The sequence below is a fragment of the Psychrobacter sp. SZ93C1 genome (assembly GCF_015864635.1).
Lineage (GTDB): Bacteria > Pseudomonadota > Gammaproteobacteria > Pseudomonadales > Moraxellaceae > Psychrobacter > Psychrobacter fozii.
The window spans coordinates 355,468-377,090 of record NZ_JADYWY010000003.1; the positions used below are offsets into that span (position 1 = coordinate 355,468).

19 protein-coding genes are annotated in these 21,623 nt (G+C 41.6%); 4 read left to right on the forward strand and 15 right to left on the reverse strand.

Going from position 1 to position 21,623, the window contains the following annotated elements:
- Positions 1–26 precede the first annotated feature (26 nt).
- Positions 27–1,022: a YHYH protein gene (locus tag I6E83_RS06110; protein ID WP_197100419.1), complete on the reverse strand. Its 996-nt coding sequence runs from the start codon at positions 1,020–1,022 to the stop codon at positions 27–29.
- A 626-nt stretch (positions 1,023–1,648) separates the two neighbouring features.
- On the opposite strand from I6E83_RS06110, the gene I6E83_RS06115 reads away from it, so the two are divergent.
- Together I6E83_RS06115 and I6E83_RS06120 are read left to right on the forward strand one after the other, a co-directional pair.
- Positions 1,649–3,187 carry a phosphatase PAP2 family protein gene (locus tag I6E83_RS06115; protein ID WP_197100421.1) on the forward strand — a complete coding sequence of 513 codons (1,539 nt, stop codon included), beginning with the start codon at positions 1,649–1,651 and terminating at the stop codon, positions 3,185–3,187.
- Between the two features lie 88 nt (positions 3,188–3,275).
- Complete coding sequence (locus I6E83_RS06120; protein WP_197100423.1) at positions 3,276–3,923, forward strand: glutathione S-transferase; 648 nt, start codon at positions 3,276–3,278, stop codon at positions 3,921–3,923.
- 254 nt (positions 3,924–4,177) lie between these two features.
- Here I6E83_RS06120 and I6E83_RS06125 read toward each other — a convergent pair whose 3' ends face one another.
- The 4 genes from I6E83_RS06125 to I6E83_RS06140 form a co-directional block, all read right to left on the reverse strand.
- Positions 4,178–4,516, reverse strand: a complete 339-nt coding sequence (locus I6E83_RS06125; protein ID WP_197100426.1) for a hypothetical protein — start codon at positions 4,514–4,516, stop codon at positions 4,178–4,180.
- A 90-nt stretch (positions 4,517–4,606) separates the two neighbouring features.
- Positions 4,607–4,867 carry a hypothetical protein gene (locus I6E83_RS06130; protein WP_197100428.1) on the reverse strand — a complete coding sequence of 87 codons (261 nt, stop codon included), beginning with the start codon at positions 4,865–4,867 and terminating at the stop codon, positions 4,607–4,609.
- A gap of 546 nt (positions 4,868–5,413) precedes the next feature.
- A complete protein-coding gene (locus I6E83_RS06135; RefSeq protein WP_227680833.1) occupies positions 5,414–6,922 on the reverse strand; it encodes a histidine kinase dimerization/phospho-acceptor domain-containing protein in 1,509 nt (502 codons plus the stop codon).
- Positions 6,888–7,607, reverse strand: coding sequence for a heavy metal response regulator transcription factor (locus tag I6E83_RS06140; protein ID WP_197100431.1), 720 nt, complete (start codon positions 7,605–7,607; stop codon positions 6,888–6,890). Before I6E83_RS06140 ends, I6E83_RS06135 begins: the two co-directional genes overlap by 35 nt.
- A 484-nt stretch (positions 7,608–8,091) precedes the next feature.
- Here I6E83_RS06140 and I6E83_RS06145 point away from each other — a divergent pair, with 484 nt between their 5' ends.
- Together I6E83_RS06145 and I6E83_RS06150 are read left to right on the forward strand one after the other, a co-directional pair.
- Positions 8,092–8,727: a DUF411 domain-containing protein gene (locus tag I6E83_RS06145; protein ID WP_197100433.1), complete on the forward strand. Its 636-nt coding sequence runs from the start codon at positions 8,092–8,094 to the stop codon at positions 8,725–8,727.
- 158 nt (positions 8,728–8,885) lie between these two features.
- Complete coding sequence (locus tag I6E83_RS06150; protein ID WP_197100435.1) at positions 8,886–9,053, forward strand: hypothetical protein; 168 nt, start codon at positions 8,886–8,888, stop codon at positions 9,051–9,053.
- A 423-nt stretch (positions 9,054–9,476) separates the two neighbouring features.
- On the opposite strand, the gene I6E83_RS06155 is transcribed toward I6E83_RS06150, so the two are convergent.
- From I6E83_RS06155 to I6E83_RS06200, 10 genes are all read right to left on the reverse strand, one after another.
- A complete protein-coding gene (locus I6E83_RS06155) occupies positions 9,477–10,388 on the reverse strand; it encodes a haloalkane dehalogenase (protein ID WP_197100437.1) in 912 nt (303 codons plus the stop codon).
- 318 nt (positions 10,389–10,706) lie between these two features.
- On the reverse strand, positions 10,707–11,135 hold the full coding sequence (locus I6E83_RS06160) for a DUF6789 family protein (RefSeq protein ID WP_197100439.1): 429 nt from the start codon (positions 11,133–11,135) through the stop codon (positions 10,707–10,709).
- Positions 11,136–11,165: 30 nt separating this feature from the next.
- Entirely contained in the window at positions 11,166–11,861 is a 696-nt protein-coding gene (locus I6E83_RS06165) for a haloacid dehalogenase type II (protein ID WP_197100447.1), read from the reverse strand.
- 230 nt (positions 11,862–12,091) lie between these two features.
- Complete coding sequence (locus tag I6E83_RS06170; protein WP_197100449.1) at positions 12,092–13,426, reverse strand: patatin-like phospholipase family protein; 1,335 nt, start codon at positions 13,424–13,426, stop codon at positions 12,092–12,094.
- Between the two features lie 709 nt (positions 13,427–14,135).
- Positions 14,136–14,813: a c-type cytochrome gene (locus tag I6E83_RS06175; RefSeq protein WP_227680834.1), complete on the reverse strand. Its 678-nt coding sequence runs from the start codon at positions 14,811–14,813 to the stop codon at positions 14,136–14,138.
- 88 nt (positions 14,814–14,901) lie between these two features.
- Complete coding sequence (locus tag I6E83_RS06180) at positions 14,902–16,533, reverse strand: flavin monoamine oxidase family protein (RefSeq protein WP_197100451.1); 1,632 nt, start codon at positions 16,531–16,533, stop codon at positions 14,902–14,904.
- Between the two features lie 174 nt (positions 16,534–16,707).
- The gene (locus tag I6E83_RS06185; RefSeq protein ID WP_197100453.1) at positions 16,708–18,105 is read right to left on the reverse strand and encodes a cytochrome c; all 1,398 of its coding nucleotides are present in this window, start codon (positions 18,103–18,105) and stop codon (positions 16,708–16,710) included.
- Positions 18,106–18,467: 362 nt separating this feature from the next.
- Positions 18,468–19,220 carry a PAP2 family lipid A phosphatase gene (locus I6E83_RS06190; RefSeq protein ID WP_197100455.1) on the reverse strand — a complete coding sequence of 251 codons (753 nt, stop codon included), beginning with the start codon at positions 19,218–19,220 and terminating at the stop codon, positions 18,468–18,470.
- Positions 19,221–19,384: 164 nt separating this feature from the next.
- Positions 19,385–19,774, reverse strand: a complete 390-nt coding sequence (locus tag I6E83_RS06195) for a diacylglycerol kinase (RefSeq protein ID WP_197100538.1) — start codon at positions 19,772–19,774, stop codon at positions 19,385–19,387.
- Between the two features lie 405 nt (positions 19,775–20,179).
- Positions 20,180–21,526: a sensor histidine kinase gene (locus I6E83_RS06200; protein ID WP_197100457.1), complete on the reverse strand. Its 1,347-nt coding sequence runs from the start codon at positions 21,524–21,526 to the stop codon at positions 20,180–20,182.
- Between the last annotated feature and the right edge of the window lie 97 nt (positions 21,527–21,623).

A 21,623-nucleotide genomic window follows, 5' to 3' on the forward strand; every position in this document is an offset into this window, starting at 1 on the left:
ACTTATTATCACTATAATGGTGGTGATTATCTTTTATTAAAACTAGCATCTGGCGTTCCTTTAAAGCATTTTAATACCCATGGATAAGCGTCAGTAATATAGTAGCCATAGCTTCCATTAATGGTCATACCGTTACATTCATCCAAATCGCCCAAGTTTTTTATATACTCATAGTCATCGATATAAGTACCATCATAACTTCCACCGGGGTTAATACCATTTTGTGCTACACGAGTGCCTGATTTAAGTTGGTAGCTAGAAGCTGCCTTTCTAACGGTGCCATTATCATCGAAATATGAGCCATAAATAGAATAACCATCGGCTGCAAACCCTACGATAGGTGATTCAATTGCTTGATCTGAATGAAACAGAGCATTTGGATTGCCATGGTAATGATAAGTACCATCTGGCTGAGTATGGGCATTATGTGAATCTGTCCCAAAGCTTGATGCAGGTGACATAGGGTCGTATCTAAAAGGAGCATTCATGTTGTGACAACCAATTCTGCCATCACCTATGCCGAAACATCCTGCTGCCATCAAATCTAATTTCACACCATTTAGAAAAATCGCATTATCTGTTCTTAAAGAAAGAGGTGTTGTAGACGCTGCAGGGGTTGGTGTTTGAGTGACCTTAAACGTTTTATTGACTTCTGATACAGCAGTTGCAAAATGTGCACCACCATCATTGAAGTTATGGTTGGGTATTGAGTTTGTGTTAAATAAACATTTGCCATTTTCTAATACTATTTCTAAGTTCCCTTCAAAATCTAAATCTCTTTGAATATCCAAAACATCAGATGTATATGTGTTTGCATATTCAGCACAATTCGTTGCTCGGTTTTCTAATATCTTATTGGTAATATCAATGCTGTCATGCGTATGATTTTCATTTTCACCATGAGAGTGGTGTTCATGAGTGGCAATATCTGTACTAGTTTGAGAGGCGTCATTAGCATCCGTAATATAGCCATTGCAACCACTCAAAATACAGGCAGTCAAGAAAATATAATAGTGTCGCATACAGCTGTCCTTGATAGAGATGTTAGATAATATTTGAAGTAGTATGCTAACACTAAACAGTATCTAGTCGATAACCTTTGTTATTTTGGATTAAATATTTTTTAGATACGTAAGATGCTGATAGCTACTAATCTTGTGATTGTTTATCAAGTTTTTATAGCTGTGTGAATGCACTGTGATTCAGGGTACTGTGATTAAAGGCGCTTTGGTTGAAAATGCTACGACTGAAGAAAGTTATAGAAAGATATGAAATAAAGGTAAGTGTCTTCAAGACATTAAATATAGTTGAGTTCAAATAATTTCGGTACAAGGAAACCGAGTGCAAGTTATACACTAGTATGGATAACGAGGATAACGAGGATAACGAGGATAACGAGGATAACGAGGATAACGAATTTATATGGATTTGACTATATGATCTAAAGTGATTTGCTATACTTTATATAATTTAATCCATCAATTACGCCCCAGCGACTATAAACCTTTCAGCATATCTCAAGGCTATTTAATTGAACACTGTGTCTACGCATCTTTCGTCCACGACTCGTGCGCCATCGAAATCAACACGTTTTAGACATCTGTGCATTGCGTTATCAATATTTTATCTACTTTATAATGTGACGACTTTGTATAGTGTTTCATTATATGAGATAGCCCCTTCGAGCATTCATAATTTGGCCACGCCGTTCGATAGCGTTATTCCTTTCATCCCCATTATGATTGTTCCTTATAGTTGGTCGTTGATTTTATTTGTGGTCAGCTTTTTTTTGGTGCGGACGTCTACACAATTATCTTTATTGACCTATCGCCTGATTTTGGCAACCATTTTTGCCTGTTTGATTTTCTATTTTTATCCTGCTAGATTCTCACTTGATCGAGTGATACCTGATGATTGGACGCAATTCGGCTATCGGTTTTTGCAATTGGTGGATAAGCCGTTTAATCAGCTACCGTCTTTGCATGTCAGTTATGCCATCTTGCTTGGGGTGTCATTATGGGATGTTGCAGAGTCCGAAAAACTTTGGATTTCAGTCGCTTATCGATTATTGCTTATTAGCATATGTACATTGATAGCACTTTCAACGGTGTTGACATATCAACATCATTTGCTAGACATGCTAGGCGGGGCAGTGTTGGCCGTTGCGGTGCTCATACTCTCAAGTCGAATCCGTAACGCACTGGTAATCAAGTATTTAGTACTGGGTAGCATTGGGTTTTTATTGATAGCGATAGGAGGGTTTTACCTTGCCAATATGAGTATGATAGTGTCTGAAGTTGTAGAAAACTTAGCCATTATTATTGCTTCATACTGGCTGATCAGTTTCACAATGTTGGCTTGTGCCTATCAACAGGCCAAGCCAATACGGGATACATGCTGGTTTCAAAAGTCGAATAGCGGTCGACTCACCGTATATACTTGGATGAAGTTTGCGCCCATCATTATCATTTATAACGGTATGTCATTTTTGGGCCAGTGGTATTTTAAAGTTTTCTCAAAAGGTCAGAAATATCCACTCACACCGTATGCTATTAATAACATGGTCAACGTTGTGGCTTCCCCTCGATTGAGGCAGGCTGATTTGCATAGCCATTTAGCGCATTGGCTGTTTGACTGCACTTCATTAGAGTGGTCGCGCTCATTAGAAAAACTGCCGCCCTCGGTTTACTATCAGATTATCGTCATTGATTTAGCCGCCGAGATATCTAGTCATGTTTATCATCTCGAAGTAGCTGCTAAAAATATGACGAGTACGCCTGTCCATTATTTGTATCTACCTTTACTAGACTTACAGCCATTAAGTGATGTATTGCTCAAAGATTATATTGATCTATTTAAGCGAATTGATGCTTTGACGCGATCAGCTGAAACGCGAGCGATAAACGCTAATAATGAGAGTCGGGTAGAGGGTAATCAGGTAAAATATGGTCAGGTAAAGGATAGCCTCACCACGCTTCTCAACTTCCATTGCGTGATGGGGCTGTCGCGTAGCATTGGTGTACAGGTTTTATATTTATTATATTGTGGTACGCTAACCATCCATAATTATCAATCGTGGATTGAGCAGCATTATCCACATGCGCATCTGAAAGGTGCTTATCTGCCACAGTCACTGGTAGAAGCGGTGGCCAATTATAAATCTATCGAATATCCAACAACTCATTAATGCACATTGATGTCAGTGGGTCTGCGCCTGCTACTTTTTATTTGCTTGCTAGCTACTATTAAATTCCTATTCAACTATGGAAATCTCTATGAACGCTTCACTGCCTTGCTTGTACTCTTTTCGTCGCTGTCCCTATGCTATGCGTGCTCGTCTTGGTTTATTATTTGCCGAGTTACCGGTAGAGCTACGAGAAATCACGCTAAAGAATAAGCCAGAGCAGATGCTAGCGATTAGTCCAAAAGGTACGGTGCCAGTATTACAGCTTTTAGATGAGTCGGTGATTGAAGAAAGTGCAGAAATAATGATGTGGGCGCTTGAGCAAAAAGATCCGCAAGGACTGCTGGATGAAAGCGTTTTATCTCAGGGTAAATCTTTGATTGCACAAAACGACAATGAGTTTAAACAGTGGCTCGATCGCTACAAATATGCCGATCGTCACCCTGAAATGACTCAGACAGAGTATCGACAAAAAGGTGAGGTTTTTTTGCAGGATTTAGAAGTGTTATTGACTAATAATACGTATCTACTAGGCAATAGCGTGACTGTTGCTGATATTGGTATTATGCCGTTCGTTCGCCAGTTTGCCCATGTAGATCGTGATATCTTTTATAGTTTGCCTTATCCGAAATTGCAACTATGGCTAAAAAATTGGTTGGCGCATCCATTATTCATACAAGCCATGACTAAGTTTCAGCCATGGCAGGAAGGCGATGAGATAGTGGTTTTTTCTTCTTAATATTAGGGCGTGTCCTCAATTTAAACGAGTGTCCTCTAAATGGGCTAAAAACAGCTAAATTTTGCCAAACATCGTCAAATAGTTGGTCAATATCTCGATATTATCTGCACTATTTTCCTCGTTTGACGGCAATTTATCTCATTTTTATCACCATTTTTAAAATGAGGACACGCCCTAGGGTCTGTCATTAGTAGACCCAAAGCCGTGAATCTAATACAGTCGTATAAATAGACATGAATAACAGCTCTCTTTACTTAGCCATGTTTTCTATCTTGTTCAAACTTACTATCTTTGTGCTTTGTTTTGCTGTCATGATGCGCGTCTTTCTGCTTGGCTTTTTGTTTTGCTCGCAGCTCTGCATCATGCTTGGCTTTTTGTTTCGATTTCAGATCTGAGTGGTGCTTTGATTCTGCCTTGTGTTTAGCTTTGGCTTTAAGTTCTGCATTGTGCTTAGCTTTTTGTTTTGCCTCTATTGCATTTTTTTGTTTTTGGGTCAAATGATGCGTATCTGGTTGAGGCGCAGCATTTGCTGGACCAATCGCAGCAAAGCAAGTAGATACAGCAATTAGTGAGCTGATGGCAATGTTTTTCATGTTGAATTTTTTCATGGTAAAGCCCTTTTAAGCTCATTATAAGTATAAGCATTTATTAAGTGGTTAAAGAGGTATGAATATAAAGTTGCTCTATCGAACGACCACCACTTTTTTTGCTGGATGTTTGTCTTTGACAACGACTACTTGCTTGGCCTTATGTTTTGCTTTAACGACGACTACTTTTTTCGCTTTAGGCTGGGCTTTTTTAACGACTACCACTTTTTTTGCTGGATGTTTGTCTTTGACAACGATCACTTGTGGTGCGGCATTTGCTGTGCCGACCATTGCAAAGCAAGTAGATACAGCAATTAGTGAGCTGATGGCGATATTTTTCAAGTTAAGGTTTTTCATAGTAAGGTCCTTTTAATCTCATTATAAGTATGAGTATTTATTGAGTGGTTAGAAATATACAAATAGAACGTCGCTCTATCGAATAAGGAAATCATAACGGATTGCAGTGTTACGTACGTTTATGAAAGTTAAAGAAAGGTGACGTTTTCTAGCCAATACTCAACTATTTACACTAACGCACGTGAGTTGTGCGAGTGATAGGCAAATTAGCAATACTCTAGAGAGGATACTTACTTAATATCATCAATTTGCTTTTCCGCTAGCTTCTTACTACATTCTGATATGCCACACCAACTAACTATCTAGATCATCATTGAGAGGGGAGTCAGACGGCATATTGGCAATAGGTAAAGGATTTTATAAGATTTAGAAAAGTTGCTAGCTGATAGGACTAACTTATTATTTATACAAGAAAGCCATGACTGAGTTTCAGCCATGGCAATAAGGAAGTGATGTGGTGGTTATTCCTGTTTAGTACTAATTAGTACTGAGATTTTCTAACACATCGTTAAAGTACCGCTATAATTTAGATGGCGCTCACTTGAATTAAGCCCTCAATAGCTCAACACTGACTTGAAAGTAATAATCATCTTTGATAGTGATGCTGACATTGCCTTTATGAGCTTGTGCAATCGTTTGGACGATTGATAACCCTAAGCCCGCTCCTGTGTGCTTGTTGTCTGTCTTATGATGACGATAAAAACGCTCAGATAATTTATCTACCTCTAACTGGGTCATTGGCTCATCTAAACGATTGGTCATCACGATTTTTAGAGAAGATTGCTTTAATGCAGGTGCTGAAGTCTTTTGTAGACTACTCCTAGTTTTATGTGTCAGCGTCGAATCTCCAGTCGAAAAGGCTTCAATAGTGATGCTACTGTCACTCGCTGCATAATAAGTGGCGTTTGATATCAAGTTGGCAAATAACCTCTGCAATAAACTCTCATCTCCCAATACTGCTTGGAAATTACCTGTTTTTTGGAAGGTGATGTCACGCTCTTCCGCTACCAGCTCATAGTAAGAGATAAGGTTGGTCATCATTGACTCGGTATCGATACGATTGAGCTGTGAGTCAGACAGTCCTTTTTGAGTTTTTGCGAGTAGTAGCATGTTATTGATTAGCGCAGATAGCTGCTCAAGGGTGTCATGCTGATGATGCAGTTGTTCGACATATTCATTGCAGTTTCTATTTTTGCTGAGCATCACCTGAGTTTGGGTGCTGAGCGTGGCAAGCGGAGTGCGTAGCTCGTGCGCGATATTATCTGAAAAGCGAGACAGCGACTCAAAGTTGCTTTCAAGGGTTGCCATCATGAGATTGTAAGATTCAGCCAGTGGTCGTAGCTCTCGAGGCATGTCAGTAACGATGACTCTTTCATCCAAGCGCTCAGGATTAATGCCTTTCATTTTTTGGACGATGGTAGATAACGGTGCAAAACCCCAGTAGACACTCATGGCGGCCACTGATATCAGTAGCAGGGTGATAATCCCTAAAATAATACTTAACTGACGATTGAAGTGTAATAGGTATTGCTGATGGACATCGATAGGTAAGGCAATCAGTGCCAATGTTTGGTTGTTTTGAATAATAATGGCATGGTAGTTTTTACCGTTCATTGCCAATGAAAACTGTTGCTCATGGTGGGTGTCCCATAATGGCAATACTTGAAAGTCTTCGGGTAAAAAGGCTGAAAATCCGCTAGGGGCACTCGATAGCAGTTTTCCGTTTTTATCAAAAATAAGGGTTTTTATATCGTAATCAAGCCATGAAGAATGCAGATGATCCGCATCAGCAGGTGCAGATAATGTCAAAGCATTAGATAGAGTCGTTTGTTCATCAGTGCTATTGACACGCTTACGCAGGTTGAAGGCGGCATGAGACAGCATTTCAGTATCCATTTGATCGAAATGGTTACTGACAGAGCGCTGAACCCAGATATAGATGATGGCTTGAGAGATAACGACAAATATCGTTAGTAAGAAAATAGTACGCCATAGCAAAGGCAAGCGCCGATTGTGGACGTTACTCTTCATTGTGTGCGTGCTCAGCGTTGTCATTGCTATCGTCCGGTGTATCTAACTTATAGCCCATACCTCGTACGGTATGAATCAGTTTTATGTCAAAGTCATCATCGATTTTTAGACGCAAACGACGAATGGCAACATCGATGACGTTGGTGTCACTATCAAAGTTCATATCCCAGACTTGAGAGGCGATGACAGAGCGCGGTAACACCTCACCATGGTGCTCTAAAAAGAACTGCAGTAGAGAGAACTCTTTAGCAGTAAGTTTTATAGTGGTTTGACCTCTATTAACTGTGCGCTTGGAGAGATCCATTTTTAAATCTGCAATTTGCATGATGGTACTTTTATAATCTGCTTGGTTGGCACGGCGCAGCAAGCTTTTGATTCTTACAATCAATTCAGCAAAAGCAAAAGGTTTGGTTAGATAATCATCACCGCCAATCTCAATGCCTTTGATTCTATCGCTCAGATCATCTTTTGCTGTCAAAAATAGCACAGGCGTATAGTTTCCAGCCGCTCTATAATTGCGGATTAACTCAAAGCCGCTAATATCTGGCAACATGACATCCATGACTACCACGCTGAAATCATCTGTTATCAACGCATGATGACCATCTAAACCAGTCATATAATGATCTACAATAAAACCTGCTTCGGTTAATCCTTTTTTGATATATTCACCGAGTTTTATTTCATCTTCAATCAGTAGTACTTTCATATTTTCTCTATTTAGTATGGTGCGCGTATTTATCACAACTGAAGGGCATGGGCATGGGTATGGATAGGGTAGGTGTCATTAATGCTATCAGGTGTTTAGGATTCAAGTTATATCAGTTTTTGATGTGTCAATTCTGTGTGGCAGTCTATTTTTGATAAAAATGATCTAGTTGGCATAACCATGAGGTTTCAACCTCATATTAAAGGAAATGGTCGTGTATTAGAATCCAAAGACATCAACATGACAAAATTGTCATGTTGGTGTCATCTATCAGTCAGAATCAACCGTGTATGCTCCCTGCTGATTTAATGGACTGTAATGTCAATCCTGCTAGCCCTATAATTTTTATTAGCATCGAATCAAACCAATAGAACTCCCTGATGTGGCCACTCAAATCAATGGCAGCTTGATTGGTGTATATTTACACACAAGCCTATCTCAATATTAAATTAATCTTGGTACGAAACAAATTAGAGGCGGTCTTATGAGACACAAGAATAGTACTTATACATATAGGCATCGCAAGATATCGAGTCATATTTTGTTAGTGGCGCTGACATCGTTACTCTTTGCTTGTAGCCAACCAAGTACGGATGCGCAGAATATACAAAGTGTATCAAACGATAAATCTGCCACTACTGACTCGCAAACGGTACAAACAAGCGCTGCTAAGATAGAGCCAGTCATGACTCCTGTGTCCGATTCGTCTACATCACTTAAAAATGTTTCAGCCACTGTCTACAAAACGCCAGATTGCGGCTGCTGTGAGGACTGGATAGAACACATAGAAAGTCATGGTTTGGATGCAAGTGTTCAACACCCTGAAGACTTGTCTTTATTTAAAGATCGTTATGATGTTCCGCAGCAGATGCGTACTTGTCATACGGCCGTTACCGCAGATGGTTACGTCTTCGAAGGTCATGTGCCTGCAAAATATATGGCGCAGTTCTTAGCGAGCCCGCCGGCCCAAGCCATTGGCCTTGCGGTCCCGGGTATGCCAGTGGGCAGTCCTGGTATGGAGCAACAAGATAAATTTATGCCGTACCAAGTAATGCAGATGAATAAAGATGGCACAACAGAAGTATATGCTGATATTACGTCTGCTCAGCAGCAGTTGTAACGCTATAGTCAATCCTCTATAAAATGGATAGGGTGTCACTATTATCAATGATAAACACCAAATACTTTATAGCTAACAAAACAACCTATTGAAAATGAAGTGCTGAAACATCATTTTTGATATCAGTACCATAAATTTAGAACCATGGAGAAAGTACGATGATGAACGATACCGCTATGAATGGAGCAATGATGAACGGAACCATGATGCAGGGTATGGGTGGCATGATGATGTGTATGCTATTTGCACTATTGCTATTTGCCGTACTCATATTAGCTGGCATCGCACTGATAAAACACTTGCGTAAGCCAGCAGCAATTGCATAATAAACGGCCGCATCCGGCAGCAGGGGATAGGGATAATGTGTCTGTCCCAAGTTGTCAGAGATTATTTCAAGCTGATGGTTCTCAACAGAGCGTTTGATCAAGTGTGATATACCTGAAAATTCACATAGACGATAAACAGCCATGAGGCTCTGACACTGTAACCTGCTTGGATAGCGTAAATAAGGTTTAACCACCTAATAGGGCTGGCAATTTAATAAAATTGCCAGCCCTACTGGTATGGTGATGACGTCATTTAATATATTATCTAATACTTTGATATCAGATGTTTATTAAAAGATTGCCAGTTATAGTCAATCCTCTATAAATTGGGTACGGTGTCAGTCTCGCTTAGCCTACTACTTGTAGTGCTTTCACTCGGCTTCCTTGTATCCAAATTATATTGAACTGACTATAGTAAAAAGGTTATTCAGGGTTGTCATTAATGAAGGTAACCAAAAGCTCGCCCAATGTTTCGCCCTGATCTTCTTGAAGGAAATGCCCACCATTGGTAATAATCGTATGGTTTTGGCCTTTGGTTCCCGGAATAAGCTTTTGCATTATTTTATCGCCACCGTTGGTAACTGGGTCTGAATCGCTGAACAAGGTGATGAAAGGCTTTGTCCATTTACTCAGTTCAACCCAAGCCGAACGGTTCTTGTCTGAGGCAGGATCATTCGGTGTCGTAGGGACAAGTAGAGGGAACTGTCTTGCGCCTTCTTTATAAGACTCATCAGGAAACGGTGCATCATAAGCGTCGATTACCGCCTGTGATAGCTCTGTGGTAGTACCGCTCTTGATAGCACCGCCTACATTGAATAGCGGTGTTTCTTGTGAGAATTTTTGCCATTTTCGAAAGCCTTCCCCTGGATCATGATCGCCCGTAGGGAGCATGGTATTACCAGCGGCTACACGAGCAAATTTATCTGGGTTTTCTGCCACAAGTCGTAGGCCGATTAGGCCACCCCAATCTTGACAAAACAGGGTAATGTCTTTCAAATCTAATTGATCAAGTACCGATTGCATCCAGTCGACGTGACGCTGGTAGGTATAGTCTTCACGAGACGCAGGTTTGTCTGAACGTCCAAAACCGGGAAGGTCTGGGGCAATCACACGATGACCAGCGGCAGTTAATATTGGGATAACTTTGCGATATAGATAAGACCATGAAGGCTCTCCGTGTAACAATAATACTGGAGCGGCATCTTTTGGGCCTTCGTCGAGGTAATGCACACGTAGTTCACCTCCTTCGCTATCGTCGACCAGTAAGTAGTTCGGCTCAAAGTCGTAATCAGATAGGTTCGCAAAACACGAATCAGGGGTTCTAAGTATTTTCATATATCATCCTTGTTATCGTTTAGATCCATTAAATGTAACTTCAGGGTTGGGCTTTTGGTACGTGATGTAATAACTATACTCTATCTACTTCGACATTCTATCTACTTCGACGGGTAGTTATCTTAATCAGATAGAGGTATCTACTATAATGAACAAGCTTGTCTTATATACTTAAAAAATATTTTCAATAAAGACTATATCGCACATAGCTTTGTTCATGCAACACAGAAAGTGCTGAAAAGGATATGAGCGATATGGCGTGTCAATAGTGATAAATTCAAACTCCATTAACAAATGGATTGTTGTATATAAGCTTCATTATTTATGAACGAGCTTGGTGTAAGCTTTGCCTAATACCACGCCAAAGACGAGATGTAGCATTAAGGTTGCGATAGGTATCATGAAACCGCTTGGCATATCTAAGCCAAACATTGCTTTGCCTATTATTGGCATCACGGCAACCATCATCACAAGCCAACCTGCAAAACCTATCCCAATACCTAGTCCGACGAAATTTCTATGTAAATTATTGCCAGATGCTAATGCGATGCCAATACCGTAGCCGATAGAACCAATCATAAAGTGAGCCACCAAAGCGATGGCTTTACTACCACCCATTTTGGATGCGATCATCGCGATGATGTCAAAATCAAGCATCAGTCCCATCATGCTTTTGAACATGAGTAGTAAAGACATGACGATAGTAGCGATAAAGCCTGCAATTATTCCTGCTATATATTTATTCATGATAAATATTACTTTTTTATAGTTTTAAGGTTATTTCTTCTTTTTTGAGATAATTTGCTCAACCAGTGTGACAAGATCTGACGCTATAAAGTCAGGGGTTGGGACGTTAGGGGCGGGTAACATAGCGTTGTAAGGCCGTGTGAGAAAAGCCCCTTGGCAACCAGCTGCTTGTGCACCAATCGTATCCCAAAGATGAGAAGCTACTAGGCACATATCAGACATCTTCACCGATAGCTCTTTAGCCACCATTTGATAGGTCTCAGGTGCAGGCTTGAACTTCGCTACTGTCTCAACGCTAAAAGATTGCTCAAAAAACTCACTCAATCCTGCTTTTTCAAGTGGTGTAGGGGAGGTGCTACTCGCTGAATTGGTCAATGTCACGAGTCTAAACCCTGCCGCACGTAGTTTGGTCAATGCAAGCGCAGCGTCAGGATGAGCGGGCATGTTACCCATGCGAGTTTTGAATTCTTGGATGTCATCATCTGTTAGCGTGACTTGATGGATATCAGCTGTCATCTGTAATGCGCCAACACCGAGCTCACCGAAAGATGTATAAAGACCGGATAAGGTCATGGCTTGCGAATACAGCACCAACTGAGCGAACCATTCTCTTAATATGTTCTCATTGTTAAACAGACGAGCAAATAAAGGTGTGAGGGTATCGATATCTAATAATGTCTCGTTGACATCGAATACGATGATTGAAGGAGATAGGTTAGAGGGCATAAAAGCTCCTTTTAATATATAAGTGTGTTGAATAAACGTATTAAATATAGGTGCTTTGCATTTATAAGTATTAGAGCAACAGCATCAGTGGCTATTACAGTAACTGGACTTAAGCAAGCATTCAAGTTAATTTGAGTAATCACTCAAATTTAGAGTCGAGTTATAACCAGCTTTTTAAATAGCTCGCTGAACTTGCTTAGATTCTTTCGCTTAGAGGACTTGGCTATATATTACTGAAGGGCATTGCGAAAGTTTTGAAATTCTGCTGATTGATCAAGCAGACTGCTGCCTAATGAGCGTAAATCATCGACTTGCTCAGGTTGTAAGTGAAAAGTGGTTGGCATCGCATCGAACTTTGCACGTTCGTTTTTATCTTTTACTTGATCAAAGGTTAATACCGAAAAATGCACCTCAACTTTAGGGGAGTCTGAGTCACGCTGAGCATTCACATGCTCACCCCATTGCAAAAACTCTTTTTTAGCCGATGAGACAGTTTCATTATTCAAAGTACCTAATGCGACCTCACTAGCAGCGGAAATGGTGTCGAGGAAACTAGGATCTTTACTCTCTAGTGACCACTCATGCTCTGAGTAGGTTTGCGCATTGGCAATGACGACCAGTACTTGTTTGACCTGGCGCAACTTGTCGGGGCTAAATGCGCCTGCCATATTCGGGACGTCGCCATATTGAGTCACAGGGCTCATCATTGAGCCACGAACGCCTAGATTATCGGTGACGCCGCCATCTACCAACCGAACGACAGGCATGCGATCTGGCTGTGAATATCGGTCTAATGCACGGGCGATTGCATAACTGCGTGGTAGATGATCGTCTTGATTTAAAGCCTTATCCACCCAAGGTTGCCCACGCTCGGAGCAGTCAAAAAAGTTACGTAGGGCTATGGGAGCAAAGATGCCAGGCACAGACGAAGAGGCCATCACTGCATTGGCCACAGGATAGCTCGATAAATCTGAACATAAAAAATCAAATTGCTGCTGAGTGAATGAGAACGTCATGGCGTTATTGAGGTCACTGGCATTGAGGATGACATAAGGCAGTTTGCCTCGACCCATATCCGCAAAAGTCTTTTGCTGAAACAGGCTACTGTCTAAGTTGTCCGCTACCAGATCGCCTCGATTGTATTCAGAGCTGCTCATAGCGATTAGGCTTTTCGGACGTAATGCAAGCTTGATTAGTCGAGACTGCCAGTCCTCATATAGAAACTCTGGGGCAAACCGCTTAAAAATATCATCACCAAACAAGCCGTAATAAGCAGCGGTGTAACTACCGCCTGATACTGAGGAGATGACATCTACCTCATCTAACAGTCGGCGCTCGACGCCATTGATAGTCACTGGCGTGTCACGCAGTTTTTCGAGCACGCCGTAGCTAAGCGCCGCTGCCCGTGTGCCACCACCAGAAAAGGCGAGCACCACAAATACATCATCTGAGTTTTGAGGTAAAGTATTATCAAAGTCATAACGAGTGGTGGTTGTATCTGCTATGGGTTCGTTCCAGACTCGTTGCGTACAACCGGTCAATAGGCTGGATATAAGGATAAGCATCAAGAGAAAAATCATGAAGCGTAATTGCGGCGCAGCTATGCGGTTTGATAGCCTTTGAAGGAGGTGTTCATAGCAATTAGATAAGTATATACGCATGCAGACTACCTCAAAATATGTATAGTAAAATCCACATAAATTCGCTACATCGTCACCCTCGCTAACCATACTAATGTATAGCTTGCACTCGGTTTCCTTGTATCGAAATTACTTGAACTCAACTATAGGTCGGGTCTCTTGTCTCTCAGTTATTTCAAAGCGGCTATCCGTGACACTTTTTATGAATTTTTAGAGAGAGCTTGACGCTTATTATATTGACCTTTCTTATATAGATAGCTGATGCGTACGGTCTACAGTTTACAATGTGAATGGCAGCCAATATAGTAAATCCTCTATAAAAGAGTGACAGCGTTAACCTCGCTTGAAGTATCACATATACATCTGCACTCGGTTGCCTTGTCTCTCTTTTAAACTGAATCAACTATAGTACGATTGCTACATATAAACAGTAACGGCATAGCAATGGTCAGTCAAGATAAAATTAAGCAGTCCTTCAATGTTGATAGAGGTGTGTTTAAGATTAATCCCTCTAGAAGACATATGTTGTCGTTTGAATATAGAGATTGTCTGTTTTGAGCAGTGCTAGACAATTATGCTGAAGCCCAAAGTTTGATGATCGAGAAAGGCTATATATTAGCCGTCGTCAGCATACTTATTCGCTAGGATCAGAGCCAGGTGGAAAGTCATGACGCAGCTGAGACACGTTGTCAGTTGTCACTATATCAGTATAGTTATTTAAATCGCTATGCACATATTGGGTAACCGCAGCTATCTGCTGATCATTCATCATGTGATGAAAAGAGGGCATACCGCGTAATCCATTGATAAGGATGCTAATGATGTAATATTTAGACTCCATTTTACTGTTGTTGGCTAATGGTGGATAGTAACCCGCTCCCTGTGCGCCTTCGCCTTTGAGCATATGACAGCCCGCGCAGGAATCTTCATAAAGCTTCTTGCCATCCGTAGCGAAAAACCCAGTTTTGCCTTGTGTACCGCCTTCAAATTTGGCTAACCATTTTTGTAAATTGGCATCGTCACTCATTTTTGGTATAGCACTGACGTCGACGATATCCATAGGCGTGCGTGTCAGCGCTTCTTTTGATAGATAGACGCCGCCCCAAGCCCCATTATTGCGACTAGCTTGATTATCAAACACCATGGGCGCTGTTTGCTGGCTGGCGATAGTAGCGGCGTTCTCGGTTCTATGCTGACTACAGCCTGACAACGTTATTAACGCTATTGATCCACCAACAACGAGGGTCATTATTGCCTTATCCGAGCTAAGCGGGCTAGATAATCTAAATGGGTTTGATGTCAACATAGTCATGATTGTTCCTAATGTGCCTAGTCTCATTGTTATCATTCTTGCGTCAATGCCAGACTTATTAACCAAAGACTTATTATTTAAAGATGTGCTATCCAAGTTTCTTGGCCTTTTGATGTAGGCGCTTGGCTGCGTCTAGCCCTGAGAGTATCGCACCTTCTTGCCAAGCAGGAATATGAGAACAATGCTCACCCGCTAATACAATACGATGGTCAATACTACAAAGCGACTCGTAATACTGCTGACGGCTCGACTCACTCCAAATGCCATAGCAGCCGAGTGACCAGGGAATACGATGCCAAGCGACTGATGTACCTGCGCGGAACTCTTTGGTGTATTGCGGATGAATATATTTGCCATATTCTAAAGCAACGTTAATTCGCTCTTTTGGCGTTAACGCATTGAATTTATAAGACGCTTCTCCAAAGCCATAAGCACCTAATAACACGCCTGAACCTGAGGTAAATAAATCTTGTGAAGGGTAGGAGATTTGGGTAATGGGCAGATCCGTATAAGTGATGCCGCCGTATATCCATTCATCCTCTTCCCAAAACCGTCGCTTAAACTCAAGCCCTACTTTATAGGAGGTGTCATAAGGCACTGCAGCCATGGCTTGCTTCATTGGCTCTGAGACATTGATGTCAATTTGGGTCAATACTGACAGTGGAATATTGCAAATACACCAATCAGCACGAATACTTTTAACGCCACTTGTTAAGTTACCGCTTTCAGAGTTGCTGCTTTTAGAGTTATTGGCATCGACATAATCAACCGTGACACCCGTTTCATCTTGATGAATCTTAGTTACCTTAGCATTGAACTGAATCATATCGCGGCATTCGCGGGTGAAAGCATCGCCGATTTTACCCATGCCACCAACGGGTTGGAACATGGCGGGTTGATGCACATGAACCGTATAGTTGTTATAGAGATCAGACCACATGCCTGAACTGAGCAGCTTATCCATTGGAATGGGCGTAGAGGGTTTGGCATCGGGCATCAGTCCACCACCTGGATAGACGCTATAGCCACGATGTTTACCCGTTTCATGGCTTTTGACATAGCGATAATCAGTATCGAGCACGCCCCAACCTTTGAGACCTTCTAATAGTTTTTCTTTGTCTTCTTTAGTCACCGTATCATCCAAGCTGCCTTTATTGACGGCTTTGGATAATAGCTCTGATACATAGCCACGGATATCGCTTTGCACGTCACCCAAGCGCTGCGGCGCACCATTGAAATGGTTGGTACGATGCAGATAAGCACGATCATTGGTTTGAATAAAGGGCTGTAATGCCACATTGAACTTTTTGCAATAATGAAAGACCGCATAGTGATGTACGGGCAGTCGCCATGGTCCACCATTGAAGTAGTTGCCTTTTTCAAAGTCGCAGGTGACTTCTTCGCCCCCTAGTTCCGTGTATTTATCCCCGCTATTTAGCGTCCAACTGCGTCCGCCGCCGCGATTTTGGTACTCAAGGACAGTAACTTTATAGCCTGCTTTGCGTAATTCATAAGCCGCTGTCAGTCCACCTAAGCCAGCACCAAGGATAACGATGCTGGCGCCAGCAGGGGCACCTTTTAGATCTATTTCTTTTTGAAAGCTAGACTCTGAGGCAAAGCCCAATGTGGTCATTGCCTGATACATGGCCGTCGCGCCAGCCGTCTTACCAATCATCGAGAGCAGTTGTCGCCGTGTAGGGGAATGCAGCAAATCTTTCATTTAAATGTCCTTATAGTGCTCAACCTCTATATTAGTATAGTCAATCCTCTATAAAAGAGTGGCAGCGTTAACCTCGCTTGAAGTATTACATATACATCTACACTCAGCTGCCTTGACTCTCTTTCAAACTGAATCAACTACATAAGAGGCAAACAGTCCGATTTATTTTTGGGATTAGCCTTTCTCTTTTATGACTCGCTTAACCTCGTCAGCACTCACATCACTACTGGATAGACCGCCAAAGTTGATTCGCACATAATTGGTAATACTAGCAATCTGTGCGTGGCTCAAGTCTTTTTCAAAGCCAGGCATCTTGGGCGCGGTATTGAATGCACCTTTTGCCCCAAATGCAATCACGCCAATAAGTGCATCAGGTTTAGCGCGGCGGATGCTACTGAGACCGACGATAGCGGCATAGCGGGCATCAGGTTGCGCGTAACCATCGACACCGTGACAGCTGGCGCAATGAGTCAGATATAGGGATTTTGGTGAATCGCTATTTTCCATGCCTCTATTTTGACTGTTGATTTGATTACTGCTTTGACTAATAGTGGCAGGAGATGTATTGGCTTTCGCCTTAGCTAAGTAATCCTTTTGCTCAAGTAAGTCATAGGTGATAGAAGTGCTTTTCGGGCTAGGGAGTCGAGCGACATTAACTGGTATTAGGTAATCATCCGTCTTGATTGCTGGGACGACTTTTAGATAGTTAGCCATCGCACTCAAGTCTTCATCAGTGAGATAGCGTGTACTATGTGCTACCGCTTCGGCCATAGGGCCACCGGCATAAGCTTGCTTATCAAGCTTGCCAGTACGCAAATAAGCGATAATGTCACGCTCAGACCAGCGCCCAATGCCCGTATCGTTGTCAGGAGTGATGTTAGGGGCAAACCACTTACCGAGCGGTGCTCCAGATAGATAGCGATCTTGATCGAGACCTTGGGTGAGATTGCGCGGCGTATGACAAGTGCCGCAATGCTCTAGATTATTTACCAAATATTCACCGCGCTGCTGTACGGAAGTCAGTCCTGAGCGATTTTCGGTAGAAGGTACATTGATGATATTCCATGCCAACATCAAGCTTCGGATGTTTAATGGAAATGGCAAATGAGTGGTCTGTTCAGGAGGCTTATCAATGATAGGCACGGTCTGAAAATAGGCAAATAAAGCGCTAATGTCAGCGTCAGACATGCCGTGATAGGATGGATAGGGCATGGCGGGATAGATTTGATGCTTTGGCGCACGACCTTTACGAAGCGCGCTTTTAAAGTCAGCTTCGGTATAGTTGCCGATGCCATACTGCGTAGAAGGCGTAATATTGGTTGAATAAATATTGCCAATAGGCGTCTCTATCGGTACGCCGCCGCTGTAATCTTCACGGTGGCAAGCCATACAATCTGCTGTACGTGCCACATAAGCCCCGCGATTGGCGAGATCACTATTAAGTGGACTAACATTTGGCAGGCTGGTTCTAGCAGGCAAATCAGTGTGTGCAGGATAGATATTATCAGCATAGGCCGTACTGCAAGCCAGACTAGCAACCAGTGCTGATATCGGTATAGAAAGTGGTTTCATAATATCCTTATAATGCTAGTAATAGCTCCTGTCTATAACGCTTGTTCACAGCACCCGTCGTATTGGCGGCTTATATCGTAGCAGTTTATTCTGACACTCAAATAGAAGGCTCATGACTACATTCCCTTGTAGGCCATCTACACTTCAATGACGATTACGACGAGTGCGATTCATATTTTTATCGACTCATATATTGGTTACTATTGATTATTTATACATTGTTTTTCAAATATTTAGTAGCAATATTTTAGTGGGAGTAATATGGATGACCTAAGTAGTGTTTGCTCGACGATGGCCGCATCATCGTTACGGTCAAATCGTTTTAGGATGTTTTTTGCTATTAAAGATATCTATAAAGTTCTTTAAACATTGAGGGTAATGCTTTTAATTGTGCTGGTAGTCTTCTTCTTCTTAAAAAATAGGCTAGAAAGCGCACAAGCAATGGTTAGTGACAGTAGCATCGATACCAATGTATGACTAAAAAAATGGTCGCCAAAGAGCATTTTATACAGCCCCATTGTCCAGCCTAAGACGGTCACGCTCTCAAATATTCCATAACGATATTTTTTTAGAGTGGGTAAAAATGCCAAACCATATAAAGAAAATCCTGCGCTCGCATGTGCGGCTGGAAAGCATTTGGCTGGCGTGTCGGCGACTATGTTTTGCCAGACATTTAGATAGGGTAAGCTCCCACCAAAGAGGGTTAAATGGTTGGGGCAACTCACATGTGTCATCCCTTTTAATAGTGCAATAGAAGTAGGGACTACGATAAGAATCGTCAAAAGATAACTTATCTCACGAATGGATAAAGGGGTAACAAATTTATGGAGCTTACTGCTATTGGTTGCAGAGATACTGTTTAGGGAGTGTCTGTACTTTAAGATTAATACGGTAATCAAATAGAGTGCTAGGAGAATCAATAATGCTTTAGGTCCATCATAAAAGATGAAAGCATAAGGCTGTGCATCTTTTTGGATGAGCCATTGCCCATGGCTATAAAACAGTTCACTAATACGAATATCAAATTGGCTATGCTCAAAAGTTAAAGCAGCAATAATCGTTAAGCACAAGAGTTTAAGCCAAACCCAATCCGTTGAATCGTCCTCTAGAATCATTTAAAACTTCAACTAGTCCTATAGTCAATTCTCTATAAAAGAGTTACCGCGTTAACCTCGCTTGAAGTATCACATATACATCTACACTCGGTTGCCTTGTCTCTCTTTTAAACTGAATAAACTATACATACATTATGGTAGTGATACTGCTAACTAAATACTGTTTAAGATAAAAAAGTCGATAATGCCATTAGCCACAAAACAAACAATAACAGCAATGCTAGAAACTGAGCAGCTGAACCGACATCTTTGGCTATTTTCGCTAATGAATGTTGCTCAGTAGAAGTATGGTCGACACTCGCTTCGATACCAGTGTTGATAAGCTCAACGATTAAGGATAGGAAAGAGGCGAATACCAGCATCATTTTGATGCTGATAGTAAAAGGCATAAATATAGTGAATATTAACAGCAGTAGATTAAGCCAAAGAACTTGTCTGAATGCGGCTTCAAACTTATAAGCAGCACGGAAACCATCTATAGAATATCCTGTTGCATTTAGGAGTCGATCCAGACCTTTTTTACCCTTGGCATTACTTGCAAAGCTGCCGGACATCACAAGAGTATCAGGTGCGCTCTTATTTTTAGAATAGGAATCTATCTGTTGATGCTCGATAGAAATGGTTTCGACATTGTTCATATTGATGCTCAATCGTTATGGATATTTTGAGTATATGGCAAGGAACACGTAGTGCTTTCACTCGCTTTTCTTATCTCTGAAAATATAGAGTAAGTGCAATCATCTCTATAATTATTGTTTTAATGATCCCAGTGTAGGAGGTCACTGGTTAGCACTTGGGTATTAGTATGAGCGGGGCGCTGTTAAGAAAACGTTAAGATGAGATGCTTTTGCTTTTTTTATATTTATGCGATGTACTTATGCGATTGTTGAGTGTGGATGCAATACTTCAAGCGAGGTTCAAGCTGGCATTCTTTTATAGAGGACTGACTATAGAAGAGGCTACGTATAATAAATACTAAAGGTGCTACCGCCAGCCTCATTGGCTTGGTGCGTTAGTTGCCAGTCCATATGAGTCATGATGCGTTGCACGATGCTAAGTCCCAAACCGCTGCCTTCAACTTGGTAGCTAGACTGACCTTTTGACAATGATTCGGTATCCAGTTGTTGGTCATGGTTCTGTTGTTCTAGACGCTCAAATCTTTCATATAGCAAAGGCATCATCACTTCAGGAATACCAAGCCCTGTGTCTGTGACGGTGATTTTTTCGGCATCAATCGTAATGACTACCTCACCATCATCAGTATATTGAAATGCATTTTTTATTAGATTGCCCAATGCCATTTTTAGTAGCTCGGGTCGTACGTACGCGAAACATTCTTGTTCAGCCATTACGGTGCAAGTCACTGCCTTATTGCGTAGCAAGTATCTTAAGCGCGCTACTTCATTTGAGGCAATATTGTTGATGGAGGTTTGCGGCGTGTCTAACTTTTCAGGCGCACGAGAGAGTAATAGTAAAGCACTGATAATCTCAGAAGTTTCTTTAGCGGTATTGCTAATGCGGTTGGTAAATTCACTTAAGTGACTGTCATGTTCTAATTGTGAGGCCAGTACCTCTGATGCCCCCATGATAATAGTCAAAGGAGTACGCAGCTCATGGCTGACATCGCCTGTAAACAACTGCTCACGCTTTAGGTATTGTTCTAGCTTATGGTTTTTATCATCAATAGCTCGAGCCAAGACGCCAACCTCTGAAGGCATATGTGTCAGTTGGGATAGATTTTGATGATCGGTTTCTACGGCTTTTTTTAAATCTAATAGCGGTTTGGTGATTTGCCTAGAGGACAGCTGAGAGAATATCGCTGCGATTAATAAACTCAAAATGACAGCCGCTCTCAAGGCATTGGCGAAAATATCTTCTAAGCTTTCGAAGATTTCTAAAACCGGATAGTGACTCATCACCATCTCAACCCCTTCTACGTAGGTCAATATATAAGCTTGCTCACCCTGCTGATCGATAAAAAAATGAAGGTTGGCGTGAGTTTTGCCAGACTCATCGTTGATAGTGACCGATATTTCTTGCACTTTTTCATTCGCCAATGCTTGTAGATTGGCAGGTGCCACATCGTAGCGGTAAATTTTAATACCTGGGTCGGCAGTATAAATAGGCTGATCGCCGTACTTCTCTTGACTGAGATCAAGCTGCTGTAATAGACGAGCCTTGACCAACTCCTGTTCTATTCTGCTCTCCGCGTACAGAAAAATACTGACGAAAGTTGCGCAAAGCAATAAGGCAAATAAGAAGTAAGAGATTCGAAATTTGTTAACGATGGAGTCGATACTAAACATGGTATTTACTTCGTAATGAAAGGCAGAAAGAAAGAAAGAAAGAGAGATAGGCGGCCATACAAATATCTAAATATTTTTTATCACAAGGGCAGATTTT